The following is a 20,426-nucleotide window of genomic DNA, read 5'->3' as shown; positions in this document are numbered from 1 at the left end:
TCACCGCAGCCCGCCCTCCCCCTCCAACACCTCCCCCAACCTCCCCAACATCGCATCACACGCCTGCAGCTGCGCCACGGTCACGTACTCGTCGGGCTTGTGGCCTTGGTCCATGCTGCCGGGGCCGCAGACCACGGTGGGGATGCCGGCCTGGTGGAACAGGCCGCCTTCGGTGCCGTAGGCCACGGTGCCAAAGGCCGAGCTGCCGCTGATGCGTGAGAGCAGGTAGGCGGCCTCGCCGTCGGCCGGTGTGGCCAGGCCGGGGTAGGCGCTCAGAGGTTCGAACTGGATGTCGGCCTGGGGGTGCACGGCCTGCATGCGGGGCAGCAGGTCCAGCAGCGCGTGCTGCAGCAGTTCGTCCACCACCTGCTGGGCGTCAAAGCCCGGCAGGGCCCGCACTTCGAAGTCGAAGCTGCAGTCGGCCGGCACGATGTTCAGCGCCCGGCCGCCCTGGATCAGCCCGGTCTGCACGGTGGAGTGCGGCGGGTCGAAGCGGGGGTCGTGGTGTTCCGGCCGGGCCAGTTGCTGGCCGATGTCGCCCAGGCGGTGGATGAGACGCGCGGCATATTCAATGGCGTTCACGCCCTGCGGTGCATAGGCCGAATGGCAGGCCGCGCCGCGCACGCGGCAGCGCATGGCCAGCTTGCCCTTGTGGCCCAGCACGGGCTTCATCTCGGTGGGCTCGCCAATCAGGCACAGGCGGGGCTTGTGCGGGCGCTGGGCCAGCTCGGCCAGCATGGGGCGCACGCCCAGGCAGCCCACCTCTTCGTCATACGAAAACGCCAGGTGCACCGGCCAGTGCAGCGGCCGCGCCAGAAAGCGCGGCACCGCCGCCAGCACGCAGGCGATGAAGCCCTTCATGTCGGCGGCGCCGCGGCCGTACAGGCGGTCGTCCTGCACGGTCAGGGCAAAGGGGTCCACCGTCCAGGCCTGGCCGTCCACCGGCACCACGTCGGTGTGGCCGGACAGGGCCACGCCGCCGCGGTCGGTGGGGCCCAGGGTGGCGTAAAGGCTGGCCTTGCTGCCTTCGGCATTCAGAAACAGCTCGCTGGCCACGCCCCAGCCGGCCAGGTAGTCGCGGATGAAGTGGATCAGCCCCAGGTTGGGGTTGCGGCTGACGGTGGGCTGGCTCAGCAGCTGCGCCAGCAGGTCGACGCTGCGGGGATCATTCATCGCCCGGCACCCCGTAGCTGGGGGCGGCGGTGGGGTCCAGGGCGCGGGTGAGGTAGTCCTGCATCTGCGGGCGATAGGCCTGCCACAGGCCGGCCAGTTGGCCGATGGGGTCGGCCTCGGCCCAGTCCACCCGCAGATCGATGATGGGCCAGGGCACCTCGCCCACCACCTTCAGCGCGGCGGAATGCACGGGGCCGGCCTCGCCCCCGGCCGCCAGGGCGGCCTGCATGGCGGCCAGCAGGCGGTCGGCCAGCGGGCCGGGGGTGCTTTCAAACGCGGGCACCATGGCCTCGATGACGGCGGGGCTGGCCAGCAGGTTGCCGGCGGCCACGCACTGCGCGCCAGCCACGGCGTGGTGCACGCCCAGGGCCTCGCGGCCGCTGAAGTGGGCGGTCCAGCCCTGCGCGTCCACCACGGTCACCTGCCGGTGCTCGCGCCAGGGTTCGGCGGCCATCGCCTGGGCCAGGGCGGCTTCGGCCGGCATCTGCTCGGCCAGGCGGCCCAGCACCTGCGGGCCCAGGGCCGGCAGGGTGATGTTCTGGGTGGAGACGGCGCCCACCCCGGCCTGCAGCCAGGGGCAGCGCGCGCCCACGGCAATGCTGGAGGAGCTGATGGCCACGCCCAGCTGGCCGGTGCGGGCGCAGCGCCCGACGATGGAGAAGGTCATGGCAAGGGTCCTCGTTGGATCAGGCTTGGGGCGGCACCCAGCCGTCCGGGATGACGGCGATGACGTCGATCTCCATCAGCCATTCGGGCTGGCCCAGGGCCGCCACCACCAGGCCGGTGGAGATGGGGAACACGCCCTTGAGCCATTGGCCCACCTCACGGTAGACCGGCTCCCGAAAACGCGGATCGGTCAGGTAGGTGGTGGTCTTGACGATGTGGCTCAGGTCGCTGCCGGCTTCCTTCAGCAGCTGCTGCAGGTTTTTCATGGCCTGCTCGGCCTGGGCCCGCGGGTCGCCCAGGCCCACCAGGTTGCCTTCAAAGTCGGTGCTCACCTGGCCGCGCACATAGACGGTGTTGCCGGCGCGCACGGCCTGGCACAGGTCGTTGTCCAGCGACTGGTTGGGGTAGGTGTCCTTGGTGTTGAACATCCGGATGCGGGTGTGGGTCGGCTGGCTCATGCGGTGATCTCCTTGGCATTGGATGGCACGGCCACGCTCCGTTCGGGCGCGGCGCGGTAGGCGCTGTAGGTGCGCTGGGTGGCAACGTGGTCGGCGATGTACTTGGCGTCGTGCCACACGCCCCAGATGAAGGTGGAGCCGCGGCGCGACAGCCAGGGCAGGCCCAGGAAGTACACGCCGGGCTCGCTGGACACGCCGCGCTGGTGGCGGGGCTTGCCGTTGGCATCCAGCGCGTCCACCTGCAGCCAGCCGTAGTCCACGGTGAAGCCGGTGGCCCAGATGATGGTGCGCACGCCAGCCTGGGCCAGGTCCAGGCTCAGCAGCGGGTTCGTCACGCAGGCCGGGTCGGCCAGGCGCCGGCGGGCCTCGGGTTCTTCGGGCAGGTCCAGGCCGTGGCGGGCGATGTAGGCGTCGGCCGCGTCCAGCATCTGGCGCAGGTTGTCGTCACCGCGGGCGATGTTGTCGGCCAGGTCGGGGGCAAAGCGGGCCACGCCGTTCTCGAAGCCCTGGGTCACGCCCACCAGGGTGATGCCCTGGTGGCCCAGCGCCCGGAAGTCCACCGTGTGGCCACCGCGCGCGCCGCTGACCGCGATGGTGACGTGCTCTTTGCCCGGCTCGGTGGCCGCGGCGTCCCAGGCGCCCAGCACGCCCAGCCACCAGACGAAGTCACGCCCGCGGTAGGAACGCGGCGGCCGGTCGTGCGCGCCCACGGACAGAAACACCTGGCGGCCGGCGCGCTGCAGCTCGTCGGCAATCTGCACGCCGGAAGAGCCGCTGCCCACCACCAGCACCGCGCCTTCGGGCAGCTGTTCGGGGTTGCGGTACTGGGCCGAGTGGATCTGGGTCAGGCCTGCGTCCTGCGGGGCGATGACGGGGATCAGCGGGCGCTGGAAGGGGCCGGTGGCCGCCACCACGCGCTGGGCCCGAATGGTGCCTTCGGAGGTATCCACCAGAAAGCCCGGCTGGCCCTGCTGGCGCACCACGCGCTTGACTTCCACCCCGGTGCGGATGGGGGCGTTGATCATCTTGGCGTAGGCCACGAAGTAGTCGGCCACGTCTTCCTTGGTGACGAACTCGTCCGGCCCGTAGCCGGGGAATTCCATGCCGGGAAAGCGGTCGTGCCAGGCCGGGCCGTTGGCCACCAGGGAATCCCAGCGCTCGGAACGCCAGCGCTCGGCAATGCGGTGGCGCTCCAACACCAGGTGGGGAATGCCGAGCTTGCCCAGGTGCTCGCTCATGGCCACGCCAGCCTGGCCGGCGCCGACCACCAGCGTGTCTGTTTCCGTCAAATCGAGGGACATGTCGTTCCTTTGGGGCGGCTCGTTCGCCGTTGGACATGGCATGGCCCTCGGCAGGCCCTGGCGGTCTGCCGTCACTCTCACCCATGCCCCGCGCTGGCCGCCGGGGTTGCTGTGAGAGTCATTCTGTTGAGAAGCGCCCCGCAGGGAAAATATGATTTTCGGAGCCGGGCGCGAGGAAAAAGCTTCGCTCAGGGCATGGCGCGGGCCGCGCGGCGGCGGCCGGTGTGCCACAGCAGCGGCACGGCCAGCAGCACGCCGGCGGCAATGTGCACGCCGTCCAGCGTGGGCCGCCAGTCTTCACCACCGAAGTAGTAGAGCAGGTAGCCGCTGGCCACCAGGGCGATGAACAGGCTGCCCAGCCACAGGCCGGTGCGCCGCTGGCCGCGCCAGGCCGGGCGCTGGCCCATGCGCCAGCCCGGCGGCAAGTGCTGGGCCACCACCGCGCCCAGGGCCATCAGGTTGAGGAACAGGGCCAGGCCATGCAGCTTCATCAGCCAGGGCTCGGCCGGGTGCGGCAGGCCTTCGGCCCCGCCCGCGCCCACGGTGTAGTGCAGCGCGCACCAGCCCAGGCCGCTGGCCCACAGCAGCGCGCTGCTCAGCCAGACCATGCGCTTGAGGCCCCGGCCCATGCCGGCGTGGCGGTGGCCGGGGCTCATGGCGCGACCTCCGCCAGGGGTTGTGGCGCCGTGGCGTCATGGAAGACGGCGTGCGCGCCCAGGCCGGCCAGCCAGGCGGTCGGCAACTCAGGCTGCTGGGCCAGCACCTTGGTCAGCGCGTCGGCCGCCAGGGCGGTGGGGGCCAGCACGCTCAGGTGGGTGTGAATGGGCGCACCGCCTGCGGGGCTGTGCAGTCGGCTGCGTGCGCCGGGACCGAAATGGCTGGTGGCGGCGGCGCCGTCTTCCAGCCAGCCCCAGGCGCGGGTGCCGCCCTGGGCTTCGTCGCGCAGCACCAGCGGCAGGCGCAGCGGGCCGAAGACGCGCAGGTCGCCGCCCGCGTTCACCCAGCCGGCCGGCCAGCCCTGGGCCTGCAGCCGGGCCACGGCCTGGTCAATGGCGTCGCCCTTGGCCAGGCCGCCCGCGTCCAGGCGGGTGTGGGGGTGCTCGCGCCACAGCCGGGTGCCGTCCCAGTGCCAGGGGCCGCTGCCCTGGGCCAGGTCGAAGGCGCCGTCGCTCAGGCTGGCCCAGTGGCGGGCAGCCGTCAGCACGCGCGCGGTGTGGGAGCGCACGCTCAGGCGGGTGCCCGGCGGCGCGGCATGCAGGCGCGACAGATCGCTGCCGGGGTCGAAGATGGAGAGCTGGGCCTGGATGTCCTGCAGCAGGGCCCAGACCGCCGCGAAGGCGGCCTCGTGCGTGGCGCCCCCCGCGGGCGCGGCCAGGGGCAGGCCCACCTCCACCAGCGTGCCCAGCAGCGGCCGGGCGCGGCGTACCCAGCCGCCGGCCGGCGGGGCGTTCAGCGGGCCCATGCGGGTTGCCCGCGCCGGGCCACGTCCACCGCCTGCACGATGCGGCGGATGCCGTCGGTCACATGGCTGCAGCTGAGGGTGGCGCCGCTGATGTTGGCGATGTCGCTGCCCACGCGCAGCGGGGCGCTGGCGTTCTTGCCGACGAACTGCTTGCGCCAGGCCGGCAGGCGGATCTCGCTGCCATGGCTTTCGCGGTAGGACAGGATCTCCACCCCGCGGATGGCGCCCTCGCGGTCCAGGCCCACGGCGTAGCTGATGAGCTCGTACTTGCCCACCACGTTGTCCAGCAGCACCCAGCCCAGCAGCGCGCCGGCCTTGCGGGCCGTGCGCAGCTCCCAGCGCGCGGAGCGGCCCTTGGCGCCGGCGGCGTCCAGGGCCTGCAGCTGGGCCGCGTCCAGCGCCAGCGTGCTGCTGTCCCAGTGGTCGGCCTCGGGGAAGATGAGCTGCGCGGCCTGGTCCGCGCTGAGGTAGTCCACCGCGAAGGCGGCGGGAGATGCGCTGGCCATGGCGGCGGCTGTGACCCAGAAGCGCATCAGAAGCTCCAGCCCAGGCCCAGGTCCAGCCGGTTGGCGTTGCTGTTCTCGTCGAAGCGCTGCAGGTCGGCCTTGACGACCACGCCCGGCGTGAGCTGGAAGTTGGCGCCCACGGTCCAGACCTTCTCGGTCTTGAGACCGGCCGGGGTCACGCCCGCGCCCAGGTTGGCGTAGCTGCGGCCGGTGTTGTACTGCTCGTAGCGGGCGAAGGGCGCCAGCGCGTAGCTGCCCGATTGCCACAGGTGGTAGGCGGCCTGGGTGTACCAGCCGTCGAAGCGCTCGGGGATGAGCACGGCGCTGCCCAGCAGGGTGCTGTTCAGGCGCGCGGTGTTGCTGATGGTGCCGCGGCTGTACAGGGCCGACAGGTCCCAGGCGCCGGGCGTCCAGCGGGCGTGCAGGTCCCACAGGGTGACGCGGCCGCTGACGTTCTGCGTGGTCTGGCCCTGGCTGGCGTTGCCGGTGAAGACCGAGCCACCCAGCTGCAGGCCGGGGATGCCGCGCCAGTTGACGGCGCCGAAGACGGACAGGTCGCGCGCCTTGGCCAGCGCCAGCTCCTGGTGGATGGAGCCCAGCGGGGATTCCTGCCCTTCGGATTCGGCGGTGGCGTCCCACTTGCTCAGGTCGAAGCCGGTGGTGACGCCGGCCTGCACGGTCCAGCCGTCGTCCAGCGTGCCAGCCAGTTGCAGGCCGCCTTCACGCCAGGTGGTGGGGATGATGGCGGTCTCGACGAAGTTGCGCATGACGCCGTAGTAGGCGTTGGGCTCGTGGTTCTCGTTGAGCAGGCCCACGGGCATCAGGAACAGACCGCCGCGGGCGGCCCAGTTGGGCAGGAACTGGTGCTCGACGAAGGCCTGCTCCACCTCCACCTCGCCCGGGTCATCGGCCGAACTCACCGTGTGCTCCACCTCCAGCTCGGTCACCACCTTGGTCTTCTCGTCGAAGCGGTGCTGGTAGGCCAGCACGAAGCGGGCGACGTCGGCGGTGGTGTCCTGGCCCGCGTGCTGGGGCCGGTTGTAGGTCAGCTCGGCGTAGCCGCCCAGCACGGTGGCGGGCTCGCCGGTGGCGGCTTCGGGCGCGGCCGCCACCGCGGGTGCGGCGGTCGGGGCGGCGGCGGTGGCCGGTGCGGCAGGGGCCGCGGCGGTGCTGGCACGGGCCTGGGCCAGTTCGGCCAGCTGGGCCTTCAGCGTGGCCAGTTCGGCGGCCAGCTGGTCGACCTTGCGGGCCAGGGCCTCTTCCTGCGGGGTGGCGGCCTGGGCGGCGGCGGGGCCGGCCACGGCCAGGGCGGCCGCCAGGGCCAGGGCGGAGCGGGTCAGCGGGTGCATGGTGGGTGTCCTTGGGTTGGGTGTCTGCTGTCTTGGAAGGGGGAACAGGCCGTTCAGCGCGAGGTGCTGGCCGTGGAGGACGTGCTGCTCCAGCCGTCCGTCAGCGTGTTGAGGAAGGCGATGACGTCCTCGATCTCGCTGTCGCTCAGGGCCGGGGCGTCACCGGGCTTGCGGTTGTAGGGCACCTCGGTGGTGTTGACGTTGGCGTGGTAGGCCGCGGGCAGGTCGTTGAACTTCTGCACCGTGCCGTCGCTGCCCACGGGGTAGAACTTCTCGGGGTTGGTGTCGCGCTGGACGTAGAAGGTGATCGCGTCCTTGAGCGTCTTGAAGTAGCCGTTGTGGAAGAAGGCCTTGCGCAGCGCCACGTTGCGCAGGCTGGGCACCTTGAAGGCGCCGCACAGGTCGGTGCGGGCCGTCAGGTCGCCGGTCGAGCGGGCGCACAGGCCCAGGTCGAAGTAGCTGGCGTCGGCGTTCTGGCCCAGCTCGGTGTTGCGGGGCACGCCCAGCACGTCGTAGGTGAAGTCGGTGAACAGCGGCAGGGCGCCGTTGGGCGACTGCGAGGACGGATGGCAGCCCGCGCAGTTGCCCTTGGTGGCGCTGTTGAACAGGGCCAGGCCGCGGGTCTCCTGCTCGGTCAGCGTGGTCTGCCCGCGCAGGAAGGCGTCGTACTTGCTGGTGTAGGCGTGGAACTCGCTGTCCTCCAGCTGGTACTGCTGCAGCGCCTGGGCCATGCGGTCGAAGGCGTCGGCCGGGCGGGTGAGGATGTCCGCGCCGAAGACGGTCTTGAACTCCGCCGCGTAGGACGCGGCGGCCAGCTTGGCCACCACCTCGGTCACGCTGGTGTTGGCCATCTCCACCGGGTTCAGGAAAGGGCCCTTGGCCTGGTCCTTCAGCGAGGCGGCGCGGCCGTCCCAGAAGAAGCCGCCGGTGGGCGTGCCATCGGCCGCGAAGTAGAAGGCCGTGTTGGTCTGCAGGTAGCGGATAGAGGGCGAGTTGCGCCCGCCCTGCAACGTCATGTCGGCGCCACCCATCTGGGCCGCCAGCGCGTTGGACGGCGCGTGGCCGTTCTCAGGGTCGTGGCAGCTGGCGCAGGCCTGCTGGCCCGAGGCCGACAGCGAGGTGTCGGCAAAGATCTTCCGGCCCAGTTCGGCCTGGGCGGACAGCGTGGTGCTGGAGCTGCCGGAGGTGGCGGTGCTGGCCGAGCCCCCTCCGCAACCCGCCAGGGCCAGGCACAGGGCCAGGCCGGACGTCACAAGCGCGGTGGTGTTCACTGGTGGTGTGGGTATTAATAAGAATGGTTCGCATTCTATTTACCAATCACAAGTGAAGGCAATGTCCGAGCAACAAGGTTGGGGGGCAGCGATGCGCCGCGGCAACGGCGCCGCGATCAGGACGAGGCGTAAGGCAGCGACAGGTAATGCTGCCCCAGTTCAGTCAGGGTGCCGGCAGCGGCCAGCACGCTGGTGAAATGCGGATCGGGGCTCCACCGACCGGTGAACCAGGCGTAGCGCAGCACGTCGGCGCGGGCCTCGCAGGTGGCCACCATGTCGCTCATCTGCGCCTGCTGCTTGGCGCTGGAATCGATCTGCGCGTCGCCGTCGCCGCTGTGCCAGTTGGCCATCTCGGTCACCCAGAAAGGCTTGCCGTACTTGGTCAGGCGGTCCAGCTGATCGGCCAGGCCGTAGTCGTACCAGTGGAAGCCCAGGCCGTCGATGTGGGGGTCGCGTCCTGCGTTGGCGCCTCGGTAGGTGGCGTAGAAGGCATCCAGCCAGACGACCGGATCGGCGTAGCCGGCCAGGGTGCCCCAGGTGATCTGCGGCCCGATGATCTGCACACCGGTCGCCTGGGCAATGGCCTCGAAGCGCGGCCACAGCGCGGCCGCTTGGTCGGGCGTGAGGTTGGCCTGGTCGCTCAGGTTGGGCTCGTTGAGCACCAGCAGGTGGCGGATGCCGGGATCGTCGCGCAGCGCTTGCAGCACCTGCGCATCGTCGAACGACCCGTTCCACAGCATCGGGACGAATTCCATGCCGTAGCGACCGCGCAGGGTGGCGCTGTCGCCCCCGCTGGGCTGCAGGCCCCAGTCGTACCACCAGCCCGCACCGGGCGCGAGCGCGGCGTAGTCCTCCCCCGCGCTGAGGTCATAGGCGATGCCGCGCTTGGCGCTGCGGGTCGGACCAGTCGGCGCGGGCGCGGGCGGTGTGGGGGCCGGCGAAGGTGATGGCGCGGGCACCGGCGCTGCGCCACCGCCACCCCCACCGCAGGCGGTCAAGGCGGTCGTGGCGGCACCCACGGCCCCCGCGGCCCCCGCGGCCAGCAGGGTGACGAACTGGCGGCGCTGCGCCTGCCGGGGGGCCGGCGCGGGACGGGTGACGGGGTTCATCGGCTTTACAGAGAGTTGAGGAAGGCCAGCAAGGCGTCGCGGTCGGCCTTGGAGAAGCCCACGAAGCGCTGCCGGCTGGCCGCCGCCTCGCCGCCATGCCAGACGATGGCCTCGGTCAGGTTGCGGGCGCGGCCGTCGTGCAGGTAACCGATGGTGGTGCTGCCGGCCACGCGCTGGCTGTAGCCGATGCCCCACAGGGCCGAGGTGCGCCACATGTTGCCGCTGGCCTGCCCCTCCACCAGGCCGTCGGCCAGGTCGCTGCCCATGTCGTGCAGCAGCAGGTCGGTGTAGGGCTTGATGGTCTGGTTGCGGGCTTCGGTCAGCTCGGTGCCCAGGCCGGTCTTCATCTCGCTGATGTGGCAGGCCGTGCAGCGCGCCTGGGCGAACAGCTGCGCCCCCCGGGTCACCTGGGCGGGATCCACCTGCAGATAGGGCAGCGGCGTCACGCCCTTGGGGAAGCCGCTGCTCAGGCTGCGCTGGGCCGGCACGCCCAGCAGCCCCAGGTAGCGGGTGGCCAGGGTCAGCGCGTCCTCCGGGATGCCGTTGGCCGCCGCACCGCTGTGGCAGTTGGCGGCATCGGTCAGGCAGGACCGGCTGGGGTAGACGGGCGAGGTGACCGACATGTCGAGCAGCAAGGCGTTGGCCGCCTGATGGCGCAGACTCACCTTGGCCGCCTTCCAGCCATAGCGGCCAAGGCGCACCGCGCCGGTCTCGGGGTCGTAGGCGAAGTTGGCACGGCCCATCACGCCGTCGGCGTCCGGCGTGCTGCGGACCCGGGCCAGGATGTCGGCGTCGGGCACGGCCTCGAGCAGGCCCATGCCGATCATCGGCTGAGCGCTTCGCAGGGAATACACCTCGGGCGTCACGCCATCGAAGGCGATCCGTGGCTTGGAAAGCTCGACCACGGCGCCATCGGCCAGCGTGACGGTCCTGGTGTCGAAGCCGGCCACGCGCACACCGGTGCCCCAATCCTGCAGCGCGCCCGTGGCGGCCGAGCGAGCGTGCATCTGCACGGCCAGGCCGTAGACCGGGTCGGGCCGCTGCTGGCCATCGGTGCCGACCATGGCGGTGCGCACGGCCATGGTGTCCAGCAGTTGGTTGACGACGCTGGGGGCCGCGCTGCGCCCGTTGTTGATGTGGCAGCCGAAGCAGGAGGACTGGTTGAAGCGCGGCCCCTGCAGCTTGACGGCGGCCTCGTTGCGGTCGTTGCCAGGTTCGTTGTGGTCGCCCGTCCACATGTTGGTGTGAACCCAGCGGCGGCCTTCGACGAAGCGCTGCATGTTCTGCATGCCGATGTTGTTGTACGGCTGCTGGAACATGAAGGTGGCGTTGTCGGCGTAGTCGTAGGACACCGAGCCCAGGCCGCCCTGCAGGGTCTCGGGCGGCAGGGGCGCATTCATCAGCCGGGGCTGCACGCCATACGAGGGCCGCAGGCCCGCGCCGATGACGTAGGTCAGCTCGTTGGTGTAGTAGCGAAAGGCGCCGCTGTCACCGATGGCGTCCATCGCGGCACGGGTGGAGAAGAAGGAGCCGGTGAACTCGATGACATCGCCCTGGCGCAGCGAACGCGCCGGCACGGTGCTGCCGTTGGGCACCATCACGCCATCGCCGTTGGGCGACAGGTCCGCGTGCCCCGGGTAGGTGTCGAACACGACGCTGCAGCCATCGTTGGCCCCCACGATGCCGTTGTAGCCGCTGGTGGGCTTGAGCAGGGCGCCATCGGGCGGCTTGGGCACCACGGGGCAGGCCGCGATGTCGTTGAAGCCGGCGGTGTAGGTGCTGTTGTCCAGCAGCGTGCCCGGGCTCATCCACCCGTAGCCAGTGACGTGCGCATCGTCGAAGCGGCGGACGAAGGACTGCCCGCCGCCTCTTTGCGCCTGCTGGTAGTACTGGTTGACGATCAGGCGGGGTGCGGTGACGCCAGCCACCTGGCTGTTGTCGATGATCTCCACGCCCCAGGTGCGGTTCTTGAAGTAGTTGGCGACGAAGTTGAGGTAGGCGCCGGGCCCCTTGTCCTGGGGGCGACCCGCGCTGTCCACGGTGTCGTTCGGGCCGAAGCCGATCTCGTTCCAGTCCTCGCCGCGCTCGCGCCCGTGGCGCGAGCGGCCCACGAAGCCGAAGCGGGTCACCAGCGTGCCATCGGCCAGCTGGAACTGGGTGGTTTCCAGCGGGGCCGCAGGGGCGGGGGACGCCAGTGCGCCCCCATTGGGTGGAAATGGCGCGGCCGAGGTGACCGCCCGGCTGATCGAGTTGTCGCTGCCCGGGGAGGCGAAACTCACCTCGAACAGCGAATACCCATATTGCGTGCCGCGGGCCACACCCTGCAGCCGAACATAACGGACGTTGGCATTGAGATTGAAAAACTCCTGCGTGCCGCCCTGCCCGCCGATGACGTAGCGCAGCTGATACCAGGTCGATCCGTCGTCGGAAACCTCGATCACATACTCCTTGCCGTATGCGTTTTCCCAGACCAGCTTCATATAGCCGAGCTGTGTCTTGGCACCGAAGTCGAATTGGATCCAGGCGTCGTCGGTGTAGGCACTTTCCCAGCGGGTCGTGCCGTCGCCGTCCATCGCCTTGGACGCAGTGTTGGTGGAGTTGGCGGTGGCCGACGAGGTGGCGGTCAGGGGCCGCACGGCGATGCCCGGTTGGCTCGTGTCGACACCCACGGGCAGCTGCAGCTGCGCCGGGGGCGACGGCAGGCGCTGCTGATCGGACGTGCTGGGCAGCGAGGGCGCAGGCGCCGCGGGCGGGGGCTCCAGCACCGGGTCGGTCGACGGGGCGGGGGCAGGTGTCGGTGCGGGCGCGGGTGCAGGGGCCGGGGCCTCTGACGACGGGGTGCTGCCGCCACCACCGCCGCAGGCCGTCAGCACCTGTGCCAGCGCCAGCAGGGAGCCGAGGGTCGCCCAGCGTTGGAGATGGGTCAAGGCAGCGCTCTGCCTGGGCTTTGGGTAATGCATGGTATTTCGTTGAATTCCAATACCCCAATGGGCATGGAAGGGCAGGCAATGGGTCAAGCCCGGTTCTGTTTCTCAGTCACCGAGGGCGAGCCGACACCATGGAAACACTTCGGAAGCCGCTTTGACATGGCGACGAAACACGCAACCGACGTGCCAGAACGGAGCACATCGCGAATAAATTGCAACCACCTGCAAATGGAATCTCAGCCAACCCAGCATTTCGGCACGGTGCGCCCTGGGCAGCACGGCGTGGTGGGGTGCAGCCATCAAACCCCATCCATGGCGAAGAACCGGCGGAAAGCCGGCGGGAATGCCTCGGCAGCCCCGAGGAGTGCCGGGAAATGTCACCCATTCCTGTCCGCCCCACCCGGGGCTGACGATTTTTGGCAGCTGCCCTGGGTGCAGGGGCGGCCGCTCAGGCGCCGGTGCGGGCCTCTTCGCCGCCCAGCAAACCGCAGCGCAGCGCCAGGTGGGCCCAGCCGGCCAGGGTGCTCACGCCCAGCTTGTCCTTGATGACGCTCTGGTGGTTGGCCACGGTCTTGGGGCTGAGGTGCAGGGCCTGGGCGCAGCGCTGCGGGGATTCGCCCCGGGCGATGAGCTGGAAGATCTCGAACTCGCGCTGGGTGAGCGATTCCAGCAGCGAGGCCGGGCCCGGCCCCACCGCCACCGCAGGGGCCAGGCCGGGGCTGAGGTAGCGCTGGCCGCGCAAGGCCTGCTGCACGGCCTCCAGCAGGTCTTCGGGCGGGCTGCTCTTGGTAACGTAGCCGCAGGCGCCCAGGTCCAGGGCACGGCCCACCAGCGTCTCGCTGTCGTGCATGCTGAAGACGATGACCCGCGCGTCGGGCTGGGCCTCGCGCAGGCGGCGCAGCAGTTCCAGGCCGCCGCTGCCGGGCAGGGACAGGTCGGTGATGGTGAGATCGGGCGCGTGGGCGCGCCAGGCCGCCCAGGCCTCGTCCACGTTGGCGGCCTGGGCCACCACCGTGGCCCGGCCCGACTGTTCCAGCAGGCGCTGGTAACCGGCACGCACCACCGGATGGTCGTCGACCAGCAGGATGCGGATCATCGCGCGCCCTCCGCCACCGGCCACACCGGCACCTGCAGGCACAGCGCGGCACCGCCCAGGGGAGACGCGCCGGTGGAAAGATCGCCGCCCAGTTGGGCCGCGCGTTCCGAGGCCCCCAGCAGGCCCAGGCCGCGGCTGGGCCGGTCCGGGGCGAAGCCGCAGCCATCGTCCTCGATGCGCAGCTCCAGCGCATCGCCCTGCCGCCGCAGCTGCAGCACCGCCCGGCGGGCCTGGGCATGGCGCTCGACATTGGACAGGGCCTCCTGCGCCACGCGGTACACCGCCATGTCGACGGACGGCCCCAGGCCGCCCAGCTCGCCCGAGGACTCCACCCGGCAGTGCAGACCGGTGCGGGCTGCGCAGCGGGAAGCCAGCGCACGCACCGCGGCTTCCAGGCCCAGCTCGTCCAGCTCCACCGGCCGCAGGCGCCGCAGGATGCCGCGCAGGCTGTCCAGCAGCTGGCGAGACGACTCCGAGATGCTGGCGGCCGAAGCCTTCAGTGCGGTGGCGTCGTCGGCATGCCGGAGATAGGCCGCCTCCACGCGGATGGCGGTGCAGTGCTGGGCCAGCTCGTCGTGCAGCTCGCGGGCCAGCACCAGGCGCTCGCGTTCCTGCACCTCGATGAGCTGCAGGGCCAGCTCGCGGTTGTGGGCCAGCAGGGCCACGGTTTCCTGCCAGCGGCGCCAGGCGTACCAGGCCAGGCCCCCACCCAGCACGGTCAGCACCAGCGGCAGCTCGTCCACCTGCCACAGCTCCAGGCGCAGGCTCTGGCTCAGACCGGCAATGCGCTCCTGCAGGTCGAAGGCCGCCGCTAGGCACCAGCCCAGCAGCGCGGCCACCAGCACCCAGCGCAGGTCGTTGCGGGCCTGGGCCGAACGGCCAGCGGCCCCCGGGGACGGAGAGTGGAAAGTGGCGTGGCGCATGGCGATGAGCGGTGGAGCGTGTCCTGCGTGAAGTGCAATCCACATGCCATCTCAGGCCCATGCCATCGCGCCGCTTTGACACACAACCAAGGGCAATGACTGCTCCAGAACGAGACAGCCCAAGCCCGTCCGACAGGGATACCCTGAGCGTGCCAGGGCGCGGGAAGTTTTCCCTGTCGGGCGCGAAGACGGCTTGTTAGCGTGCGCTCCAAGCTGAACAGACAACATCCGGAGACACCCCATGCGCGCCCCCTGCCCGCGCCGCCCATCCGCGGCCGCCCGGCTCCCCCGGCTCCCCCGACTGGCCCCACTGGCTTGCGCCGCCCTGCTGGCCTGCCACCCGGCCCTGCAGGCCCAGGCCCAACAGGTGGCGGCGGTGCAGACCATCACCGTGGTGGGCACCACGCCGGTGGGTGACAAGACCGTGCCCCTGGACCAGGTGCCCTCGAATGTGCAGACGGCCGACGCCGCCCAGATGCGCGCCCTGCAGAGCCTGAACCTGCCCGACTTCATGGGCGCCCAGCTGGCCAGCGTCACCATCAACCACACCCAGGGCAACCCGTACCAGATGACGCTGAACTACCGCGGCTTCAGCGCCAGCCCGCTGCTGGGCCTGCCGCAGGGTCTGTCGGTCTACCTGGACGGCGTGCGGGTCAACGAGCCCTTCGGTGACGTGGTGAACTGGGACCTGATCCCCCAGCAGGCCCTGAGCGACATGGCCCTGCTGCCGGGCTCCAACCCGTTGTTCGGCCTGAACACCCTGGGCGGCGCCCTGGTGCTGCGCAGCAAGAGCGGCGACACCGACCCGGGCGGCGAAGTGACAGTCCAGGGCGGCTCCTTCGGCCGCCGCAGCGTAGACCTGAGCTACGGCCAGAAGGTGGGCGAGCATGGCCATGTCTTCGGCGCCTTCAGCGGTTTCGACGAAGACGGCTGGCGGGACTTCTCGCCCTCGCGGGTGCGGCAGCTCTTCCTCAAGGGCGGCGAGCGCCAGGCCGACCAGCGCTGGGACCTGAGCCTGGCCCATGGCGACAGCACCCTGGTGGGCAACGGGCTGACGCCGGAATCGATGCTGGCGTTGGACCAGCACCAGATCTTCACCCGCCCGGACGAGACCCGCCACCAGGCCACCCTGCTCACGCTCAATGCCTCGCGGCTGCTGGGCGATGGTTTCACGCTGTCGGGCACCGCCTACCTGCGGCGGCTGAACGGCCACACCCTCAACGGCGACCTCAACGACGACTACGACGGGGTGGACGACCTGAACACCGGCGTCGAGAACCGCACCCGCACCACCGACCGCAGCCAGGGCCTGACCCTGCAGCTGAGCAAGACTGCCGGCGCCCACCAGCTGAGCCTGGGCGCGGCCTGGGACCAGGCCCACAACAGCTTCGAGCAGACCAGCGCCGAAGGCATGCTCGATGCCACGCGGGGCGTGGTGGACACCGAAGAGGCCGAGGTGGACGCCAAGATCCGCGGCAGCCAGCGCACCGCCAGCGTCTATGCCTCGGACCTGATCACGCTCAGCCCCGCACTGCACCTGACCCTGTCGGGCCGCTACAACCACACCCGGGTGCACACCACCGACGTGGGTCGGGCGGACCTGGGCCTGGACACGAACCTGGACGGCCAGGGCACCTACGCCAAGTTCAACCCGGCCGCCGGCCTGACTTGGCAGATCAGCCCCGCGCTGACCGCCTTTGGCGGCTTCAGCCAGGGCAACCGCGCGCCCAGCCCCATCGAGCTGGGCTGCTCCGACCCCGCCAACCCCTGTGTGCTGCCCAATGCACTTCAGAGCGACCCGCCACTCAAGCAGGTGGTGGCCCGCACGCTGGAGGCGGGCTTGCGCGGCTGGGTCGTGCAGGACCTGCAGTGGAGCGCCTCGGCCTACCGCACCGACAACCACGACGATCTGCTGTTCATCAGCAACGGCCACGCCGCGGGCTACTTCACCAATGTGGGCACCACCCGCCGCCAGGGCCTCGAGCTGTCGCTGTCGCAGGACGCGGACGCCTTCGACTGGCGCCTGGCCTACAGCCTGCTGGACGCCACCTTCCGCCACGGCGCCTGCCTGCTCTCGGAATCGAACAGCAGCGCCGGCAGCAGCGAGGCCTGCCCCGGCGAGGGCGAGATCGCGGTGCGCCCGGGCGACCGCATGGCCGGCCTGCCCCGCCACAGTCTGAAGCTCACGGCCAACGCCCACCTGCGCCCGGGCTGGACCGTGGGGGCGCAGTTCTCGGCCTATTCCAGCCAGCGGGTGCAAGGCAACGAGAACGGCGGCCAGCGGCCCGACGGGGTGGACTACTTCGGCTCCGGCCATGTGGGCGGCTATGCGCTGCTGGACCTGACCACCAATGTCGCCCTCGGCCACGGGGTGGAGGTCTTCGCCAAGGTGGCCAATGTGTTCGACCGCCGCTACGCCACCGGTGGCTCGCTGGCGCAGAACCCCTTCGACGCCCACGGCCAGCTGCTGCCGCCGGACCAGTGGCGCAACGCACAGTTCGCCGCCCCCGGGGCCCCACGCGCGGTGTGGCTGGGCCTGCGCTGGCGTTTCGACGGTCTGGCGCTCTGAAAGCGCTGAACCGCCGAACGGGCCAGCAGGGCTAAGCCCCTTCGGGCCCGACCCAACCACCCGGGGGCGCCAGCACCGCGCGGTCCCGCCCCTGCGATTTGGCCTGGTACATCGCGGCATCGGCCAGGCGCAGCAGGCCGTCGAGCGGGCCGTCGGGTGCCTGCTGCACCGCCACGCCCAGGCTGGCGGTCAGTTGCAACACGCCGCCACCGGCCAGGCTCACCCGCATCCGGCTCAGCTGCTCACGCAGCCGCTCGGCAAACTGCAGGGCCTGGCCATCGCCGCAGCCTTCCAGCAAGACGACGAACTCCTCGCCGCCCATGCGGGCGGCCAGGTCACCGGCGCGGGTGGCGGCCTTCAGCACCTCGCCCACCGCGACCAGGGCCCGGTCGCCAGCGTCATGGCCATGCTGGTCATTGATCGACTTGAAGCGGTCCAGGTCCAGCAGCACCAGGGACACCGGCCGACCCTCCGCAGCGGCCCGGGCCAGGACCTGGGACGCGGTGTCCACAAAGCAGCGACGGTTGGGCAGCCCGGTCAGGAAGTCGGTGTTGGAGCTTTCGTTGAGCTGGGCGATCAGCTGGCTGCGCTCCAGCGCCATCGCCTCCTGGCGGCGGGCATGCTGGCGCAGGGCCGCCACCGCATCCACCACCTCGGCCATCTCGTCCCGCCGCTTCACCACCGGCAGGGCGTCCGTGTGGTCATTGCGCGCCATGGCGTGCAGCACCTGCACCGTCGCTCCCAGGGGGTCGAGCAGGCGCCGCTTGAGGGTGGCCGCCATCAGGCCCAGCAGCAGCAACGTGACCGCCGTGACGCTGCCCGTGATGGCCAGGGCCCAGCGGGCATCCACGGCCTCCCGGGCCACCGCCGTGCTGACCTGGGCCAGCAGCCGGTCCCGCAGGGCCACGATGGCGTCCATGCGGGGCACATAAGCCTGGGCGAAGGCCGCCGGGTCCGGGCCCCGCGCAGCGGCCCGCGCGCCCCGCCCTGCCACGGCCTCGGCCAAGTCGAGTCCGCTGGAGAAGTAGGCCCGGCCCACATCCCGCCAGGCAGCCTGGACGGCGTCCGCCGCCGCCGTGTCGTCCAAGCGCAGCGCCAGCTGTCCGCGGACCTGGTCCAGCCGGCCCCGGGTGCGCTCGAAGGCCAGGTGTTCCTCCACCGTCAGGGGCCGCTGCTGGGTCAGGGCCGCGGTCAGGTGCGAGCCCAGCAGGCCGGCGAACTCGCGCAGGTCGGCGGCCATGCGGGCGCTCTGCACGGAAGGGGCCAGCGCCGGCGCCGCACGCTGGAGCTCATCGGCCATCAGCGCGGCAGCGGGCCCGAGCTCCGGAATGACGGCCGCCATGGCCTGCACGGCCTGTCGGATGGCTGCGGCGTCCACCCCGTCGTGGGGCTGGGCGGCGACGGCATCGACCTGCGCGCGGCCCGTCTGCAGCTGACGCACGGCCTGCTCCAGGTGGCGCTGGGCCATGGCGTGGCGCGGCTGCCCGGCACGGGCTCGCAAGCAGGTCTGCAGGGCCTCGATGGCCCTGTCCGTGCGGTCCCGAGCTAGGGCCAGGCGCTCCTTCAGCACCGCCGGGGCTGCTGCCCCCTGCCCCATCAGGGCGTTGGACGGGCCGCGCTCGCGCGAGGCCATCTCGGCGGCCACCAGGACGGTCTTCAGATCGGCCAGCGCCAAGCCCGCCCGGTCGGCATCCTGCAGCCGGGTCCATTCCGCCACGAGGGCCCGGCTGGCCACGGCCATCGAGAACAGGGAAAGCAGCAGGGCCAGCAGCGGTACCAGCCTGCGCAGCGGCATGCCCATCGCAAAAACACCATCACGTTGAAGACCCCCCTCAGGGGGCAGGGATGACGCACCGGTGGCATGAATCCGGCCGTCCATGGACCCGATGCTAGCGCGGCCTGCCAGGTCCGTCGGTGGGCCCCGGGCCGGCACGCTTCTTGTGTGAAGATTTCGATCCCCCTGACCCGGAAATCCAACGTGAGCGAACTTCCCACCGACTGGGGCGCCCTGTGCGCCATCGTGCTGCTGCTGGGCATGCGCCACGGCTTTGACGCCGACCATCTGGCCACCATCGATGGCCTGACCCGGTTGAACCAGCGCCGGCAGCTGGGCTGGGCGCGCTACTGCGGTGCCCTGTTCTCGCTGGGCCATGGCCTGGTGGTGATGTTGATCGCAGCCTTCGTCGGGCTGGCCAGCACCCACTGGAGCCCGCCAGCCTGGCTGGACCTGTTCGGCGCCTGGGTCTCCATCGCCTTTCTGATCGGCCTGGGACTGGTGAACCTGCGGGCCGTGCTGCGCGCCGCCCCGGGCGAGGTGGTGGCCCCGGTGGGCTGGAAGACGCGCTGGCTGGGCCGCTGGACCCAGGCGCGCCACCCGGCCAGCGTGGCCGGCGTGGGCGTGCTGTTCGCCATCTCCTTCGACACGGTCAGCCAGTCGGCCCTGTTCGCCGCCACCGCCACCCAGTTCGGTGGCCTGGGCCGGGCGCTCACGCTGGGGGCGCTGTTCATCCTGGGCATGCTGATCACCGACGGCCTGAACGGCTGGTGGATCTCGCGCCTGATCGCCCGCGCCGACGAAGTGGCGGCGCTGGCCTCGCGCATCATGGGCGCGGCGGTGGGCTGCGTGAGCCTGCTGATCGGCCTGCTGGGCCTGGCCAAGCTGCTCTCGCCCGCCATCGACACCTGGACCGATGGGCAGGAGCTGGCGCTGGGTGCGGCCGTGGTGCTCACCCTGCTGGTGGGCTACGGCCTGGCCCGGTGGCTGGGGGCACGGCGCCAGCCCGCTTGACGCAAGGCGCCAGAGTTGTTGCCGAGCCTGCAGGTCGGCCCTGTCTGGCGGGCAACTGGCCCCTCGATGCCTCCGTGACCCCTTGCTGCTTCGCATGGGTACGGCCTGGGGAACCGGTCAGGCCTCCAGGCAAAATCCAAATGAGCCGTGCGAGCCGGGCATCTGGCCAGCCGGCAAGCCCACCTTGAAGAACGGAGCAGCATCAATGGCACTGACGAAGAAGGGCGAGTTCTGGTACGGAACGACGTCCGGCGACACCCAAGCCGAGCTTCGCAGCTACAGCATCGCGAATCGCGATGAGGCCGTCCGGTTTGCCGCATCCAAATGCGATTGCGGGTGCAGGACCTTCGCGCTGCAGACCGATGAAGAAGCCGGCGTGGCAATCCGCACCTGCACCGACTGTGGGCAGGATCACCTCATGGGCAACAGCGCAGACCACCTTGAAAACGCCGTTCCCGAGGCGCACGAGTGCGTGTGCGAAAACGAGGTGTTCGAGCTGATGTCTGGCGTCTCCGTCCACAAGGGCACACATGACGTGCGCTGGTACTACATCGCTTGCCACTGCGTGGAATGCAATCTGGTCGGGGTCTTCGCAGACTGGAAGTGTGACGCGGGTGATGCGGCGGCCTTCCTCGCCAAGGTGTGAGCGGGCGAATACCGGCGGAAGTCATCATCAGACTGGAAGCTGTCGTCGGTCGACGTTCGCTTAGGGAAGGTCTGCACAACTCGCAACCCGGCGTGGTGGTGCGCCGAGACGATGGGAATGTGATGCTGCAGCTGGCAGATTCGCCTTGGTTTCCATGCCCGCAGGTCCGAACAGGCCTGCGA

Annotated in this window: 17 protein-coding genes; 3 read left to right on the top strand and 14 right to left on the bottom strand. The window is 70.8% G+C overall.

Features of this window, described 5'->3' with window-relative positions; all coding sequences use genetic code 11:
- The 13 genes from argE to M0L44_RS21535 all read right to left on the bottom strand — a co-directional run bounded on the left by argE (window position 1) and on the right by M0L44_RS21535 (window position 14,241).
- A complete protein-coding gene (argE, locus tag M0L44_RS21595; RefSeq protein WP_252772252.1) occupies window positions 1-1,173 on the bottom strand; it encodes an acetylornithine deacetylase in 1,173 nt (390 codons plus the stop codon).
- Window positions 1,166-1,840, bottom strand: coding sequence for a DUF1028 domain-containing protein (locus tag M0L44_RS21590; protein ID WP_252772251.1), 675 nt, complete (start codon window positions 1,838-1,840; stop codon window positions 1,166-1,168). Before M0L44_RS21590 ends, argE begins: the two co-directional genes overlap by 8 nt.
- 19 nt (window positions 1,841-1,859) lie before the next feature.
- On the bottom strand, window positions 1,860-2,297 hold the full coding sequence (locus M0L44_RS21585; RefSeq protein ID WP_252772250.1) for a RidA family protein: 438 nt from the start codon (window positions 2,295-2,297) through the stop codon (window positions 1,860-1,862).
- On the bottom strand, window positions 2,294-3,598 hold the full coding sequence (locus M0L44_RS21580; RefSeq protein ID WP_252772249.1) for a flavin-containing monooxygenase: 1,305 nt from the start codon (window positions 3,596-3,598) through the stop codon (window positions 2,294-2,296). Before M0L44_RS21580 ends, M0L44_RS21585 begins: the two co-directional genes overlap by 4 nt.
- A gap of 188 nt (window positions 3,599-3,786) precedes the next feature.
- Window positions 3,787-4,254 carry a hypothetical protein gene (locus M0L44_RS21575; protein ID WP_252772248.1) on the bottom strand — a complete coding sequence of 156 codons (468 nt, stop codon included), beginning with the start codon at window positions 4,252-4,254 and terminating at the stop codon, window positions 3,787-3,789.
- Entirely contained in the window at window positions 4,251-5,060 is an 810-nt protein-coding gene (locus tag M0L44_RS21570; RefSeq protein WP_252772247.1) for an FAD:protein FMN transferase, read from the bottom strand. The genes M0L44_RS21575 and M0L44_RS21570 overlap by 4 nt, the downstream gene beginning before the upstream one ends.
- A complete protein-coding gene (locus M0L44_RS21565; RefSeq protein ID WP_252772246.1) occupies window positions 5,048-5,593 on the bottom strand; it encodes an FMN-binding protein in 546 nt (181 codons plus the stop codon). Before M0L44_RS21565 ends, M0L44_RS21570 begins: the two co-directional genes overlap by 13 nt.
- The gene (locus tag M0L44_RS21560) at window positions 5,593-6,915 is read right to left on the bottom strand and encodes an OprO/OprP family phosphate-selective porin (protein ID WP_252772245.1); all 1,323 of its coding nucleotides are present in this window, start codon (window positions 6,913-6,915) and stop codon (window positions 5,593-5,595) included. Before M0L44_RS21560 ends, M0L44_RS21565 begins: the two co-directional genes overlap by 1 nt.
- A 53-nt stretch (window positions 6,916-6,968) precedes the next feature.
- The gene (locus M0L44_RS21555) at window positions 6,969-8,186 is read right to left on the bottom strand and encodes a cytochrome-c peroxidase (protein ID WP_252772244.1); all 1,218 of its coding nucleotides are present in this window, start codon (window positions 8,184-8,186) and stop codon (window positions 6,969-6,971) included.
- 116 nt (window positions 8,187-8,302) lie between these two features.
- Window positions 8,303-9,295, bottom strand: a complete 993-nt coding sequence (locus M0L44_RS21550; protein ID WP_290429073.1) for a glycosyl hydrolase — start codon at window positions 9,293-9,295, stop codon at window positions 8,303-8,305.
- A 5-nt stretch (window positions 9,296-9,300) separates the two neighbouring features.
- A complete protein-coding gene (locus M0L44_RS21545) occupies window positions 9,301-12,222 on the bottom strand; it encodes a di-heme oxidoredictase family protein (RefSeq protein ID WP_252772243.1) in 2,922 nt (973 codons plus the stop codon).
- A 448-nt stretch (window positions 12,223-12,670) separates the two neighbouring features.
- Window positions 12,671-13,318 (bottom strand): response regulator, encoded by a 648-nt coding sequence (locus M0L44_RS21540; protein ID WP_252772242.1) that lies wholly within the window; start codon window positions 13,316-13,318, stop codon window positions 12,671-12,673.
- A complete protein-coding gene (locus M0L44_RS21535; protein ID WP_252772241.1) occupies window positions 13,315-14,241 on the bottom strand; it encodes a sensor histidine kinase in 927 nt (308 codons plus the stop codon). The genes M0L44_RS21540 and M0L44_RS21535 overlap by 4 nt, the downstream gene beginning before the upstream one ends.
- A 241-nt stretch (window positions 14,242-14,482) precedes the next feature.
- Here M0L44_RS21535 and M0L44_RS21530 point away from each other — a divergent pair, with 241 nt between their 5' ends.
- Window positions 14,483-16,810: a TonB-dependent receptor gene (locus M0L44_RS21530; protein ID WP_252772240.1), complete on the top strand. Its 2,328-nt coding sequence runs from the start codon at window positions 14,483-14,485 to the stop codon at window positions 16,808-16,810.
- A gap of 31 nt (window positions 16,811-16,841) precedes the next feature.
- Here M0L44_RS21530 and M0L44_RS21525 read toward each other — a convergent pair whose 3' ends face one another.
- Window positions 16,842-18,605, bottom strand: a complete 1,764-nt coding sequence (locus M0L44_RS21525; protein WP_252772239.1) for a GGDEF domain-containing protein — start codon at window positions 18,603-18,605, stop codon at window positions 16,842-16,844.
- Window positions 18,606-18,788: 183 nt separating this feature from the next.
- On the opposite strand from M0L44_RS21525, the gene M0L44_RS21520 reads away from it, so the two are divergent.
- Both M0L44_RS21520 and M0L44_RS21515 read left to right on the top strand, forming a co-directional pair.
- Entirely contained in the window at window positions 18,789-19,598 is an 810-nt protein-coding gene (locus M0L44_RS21520) for a HoxN/HupN/NixA family nickel/cobalt transporter (protein ID WP_252772238.1), read from the top strand.
- A 205-nt stretch (window positions 19,599-19,803) separates the two neighbouring features.
- On the top strand, window positions 19,804-20,244 hold the full coding sequence (locus M0L44_RS21515; RefSeq protein WP_151124332.1) for a hypothetical protein: 441 nt from the start codon (window positions 19,804-19,806) through the stop codon (window positions 20,242-20,244).
- Window positions 20,245-20,426 lie beyond the last annotated feature (182 nt).

Source organism: Ideonella oryzae, assembly GCF_024055665.1.
Taxonomy (GTDB): domain Bacteria; phylum Pseudomonadota; class Gammaproteobacteria; order Burkholderiales; family Burkholderiaceae_C; genus Ideonella; species Ideonella oryzae.
Note: the sequence above shows the minus strand (reverse complement) of the source record. Positions and strands in the feature narration are given on the sequence as shown.

Bases quoted from the DNA above. Each gene is read 5' to 3' on its own strand.
- argE (WP_252772252.1), bottom strand. From the start codon at position 1,173: ATGAATGATCCCCGCAGCGTCGACCTGCTGGCGCAGCTGCTGAGCCAG.
- M0L44_RS21590 (WP_252772251.1), bottom strand. From the start codon at position 1,840: ATGACCTTCTCCATCGTCGGGCGCTGCGCCCGCACCGGCCAGCTGGGC.
- M0L44_RS21585 (WP_252772250.1), bottom strand. From the start codon at position 2,297: ATGAGCCAGCCGACCCACACCCGCATCCGGATGTTCAACACCAAGGAC.
- M0L44_RS21580 (WP_252772249.1), bottom strand. From the start codon at position 3,598: ATGTCCCTCGATTTGACGGAAACAGACACGCTGGTGGTCGGCGCCGGC.
- M0L44_RS21575 (WP_252772248.1), bottom strand. From the start codon at position 4,254: ATGAGCCCCGGCCACCGCCACGCCGGCATGGGCCGGGGCCTCAAGCGC.
- M0L44_RS21570 (WP_252772247.1), bottom strand. From the start codon at position 5,060: ATGGGCCCGCTGAACGCCCCGCCGGCCGGCGGCTGGGTACGCCGCGCC.
- M0L44_RS21565 (WP_252772246.1), bottom strand. From the start codon at position 5,593: ATGCGCTTCTGGGTCACAGCCGCCGCCATGGCCAGCGCATCTCCCGCC.
- M0L44_RS21560 (WP_252772245.1), bottom strand. From the start codon at position 6,915: ATGCACCCGCTGACCCGCTCCGCCCTGGCCCTGGCGGCCGCCCTGGCC.
- M0L44_RS21550 (WP_290429073.1), bottom strand. From the start codon at position 9,295: ATGAACCCCGTCACCCGTCCCGCGCCGGCCCCCCGGCAGGCGCAGCGC.
- M0L44_RS21540 (WP_252772242.1), bottom strand. From the start codon at position 13,318: ATGATCCGCATCCTGCTGGTCGACGACCATCCGGTGGTGCGTGCCGGT.
- M0L44_RS21535 (WP_252772241.1), bottom strand. From the start codon at position 14,241: ATGCGCCACGCCACTTTCCACTCTCCGTCCCCGGGGGCCGCTGGCCGT.
- M0L44_RS21530 (WP_252772240.1), top strand. From the start codon at position 14,483: ATGCGCGCCCCCTGCCCGCGCCGCCCATCCGCGGCCGCCCGGCTCCCC.
- M0L44_RS21525 (WP_252772239.1), bottom strand. From the start codon at position 18,605: ATGCCGCTGCGCAGGCTGGTACCGCTGCTGGCCCTGCTGCTTTCCCTG.
- M0L44_RS21515 (WP_151124332.1), top strand. From the start codon at position 19,804: ATGGCACTGACGAAGAAGGGCGAGTTCTGGTACGGAACGACGTCCGGC.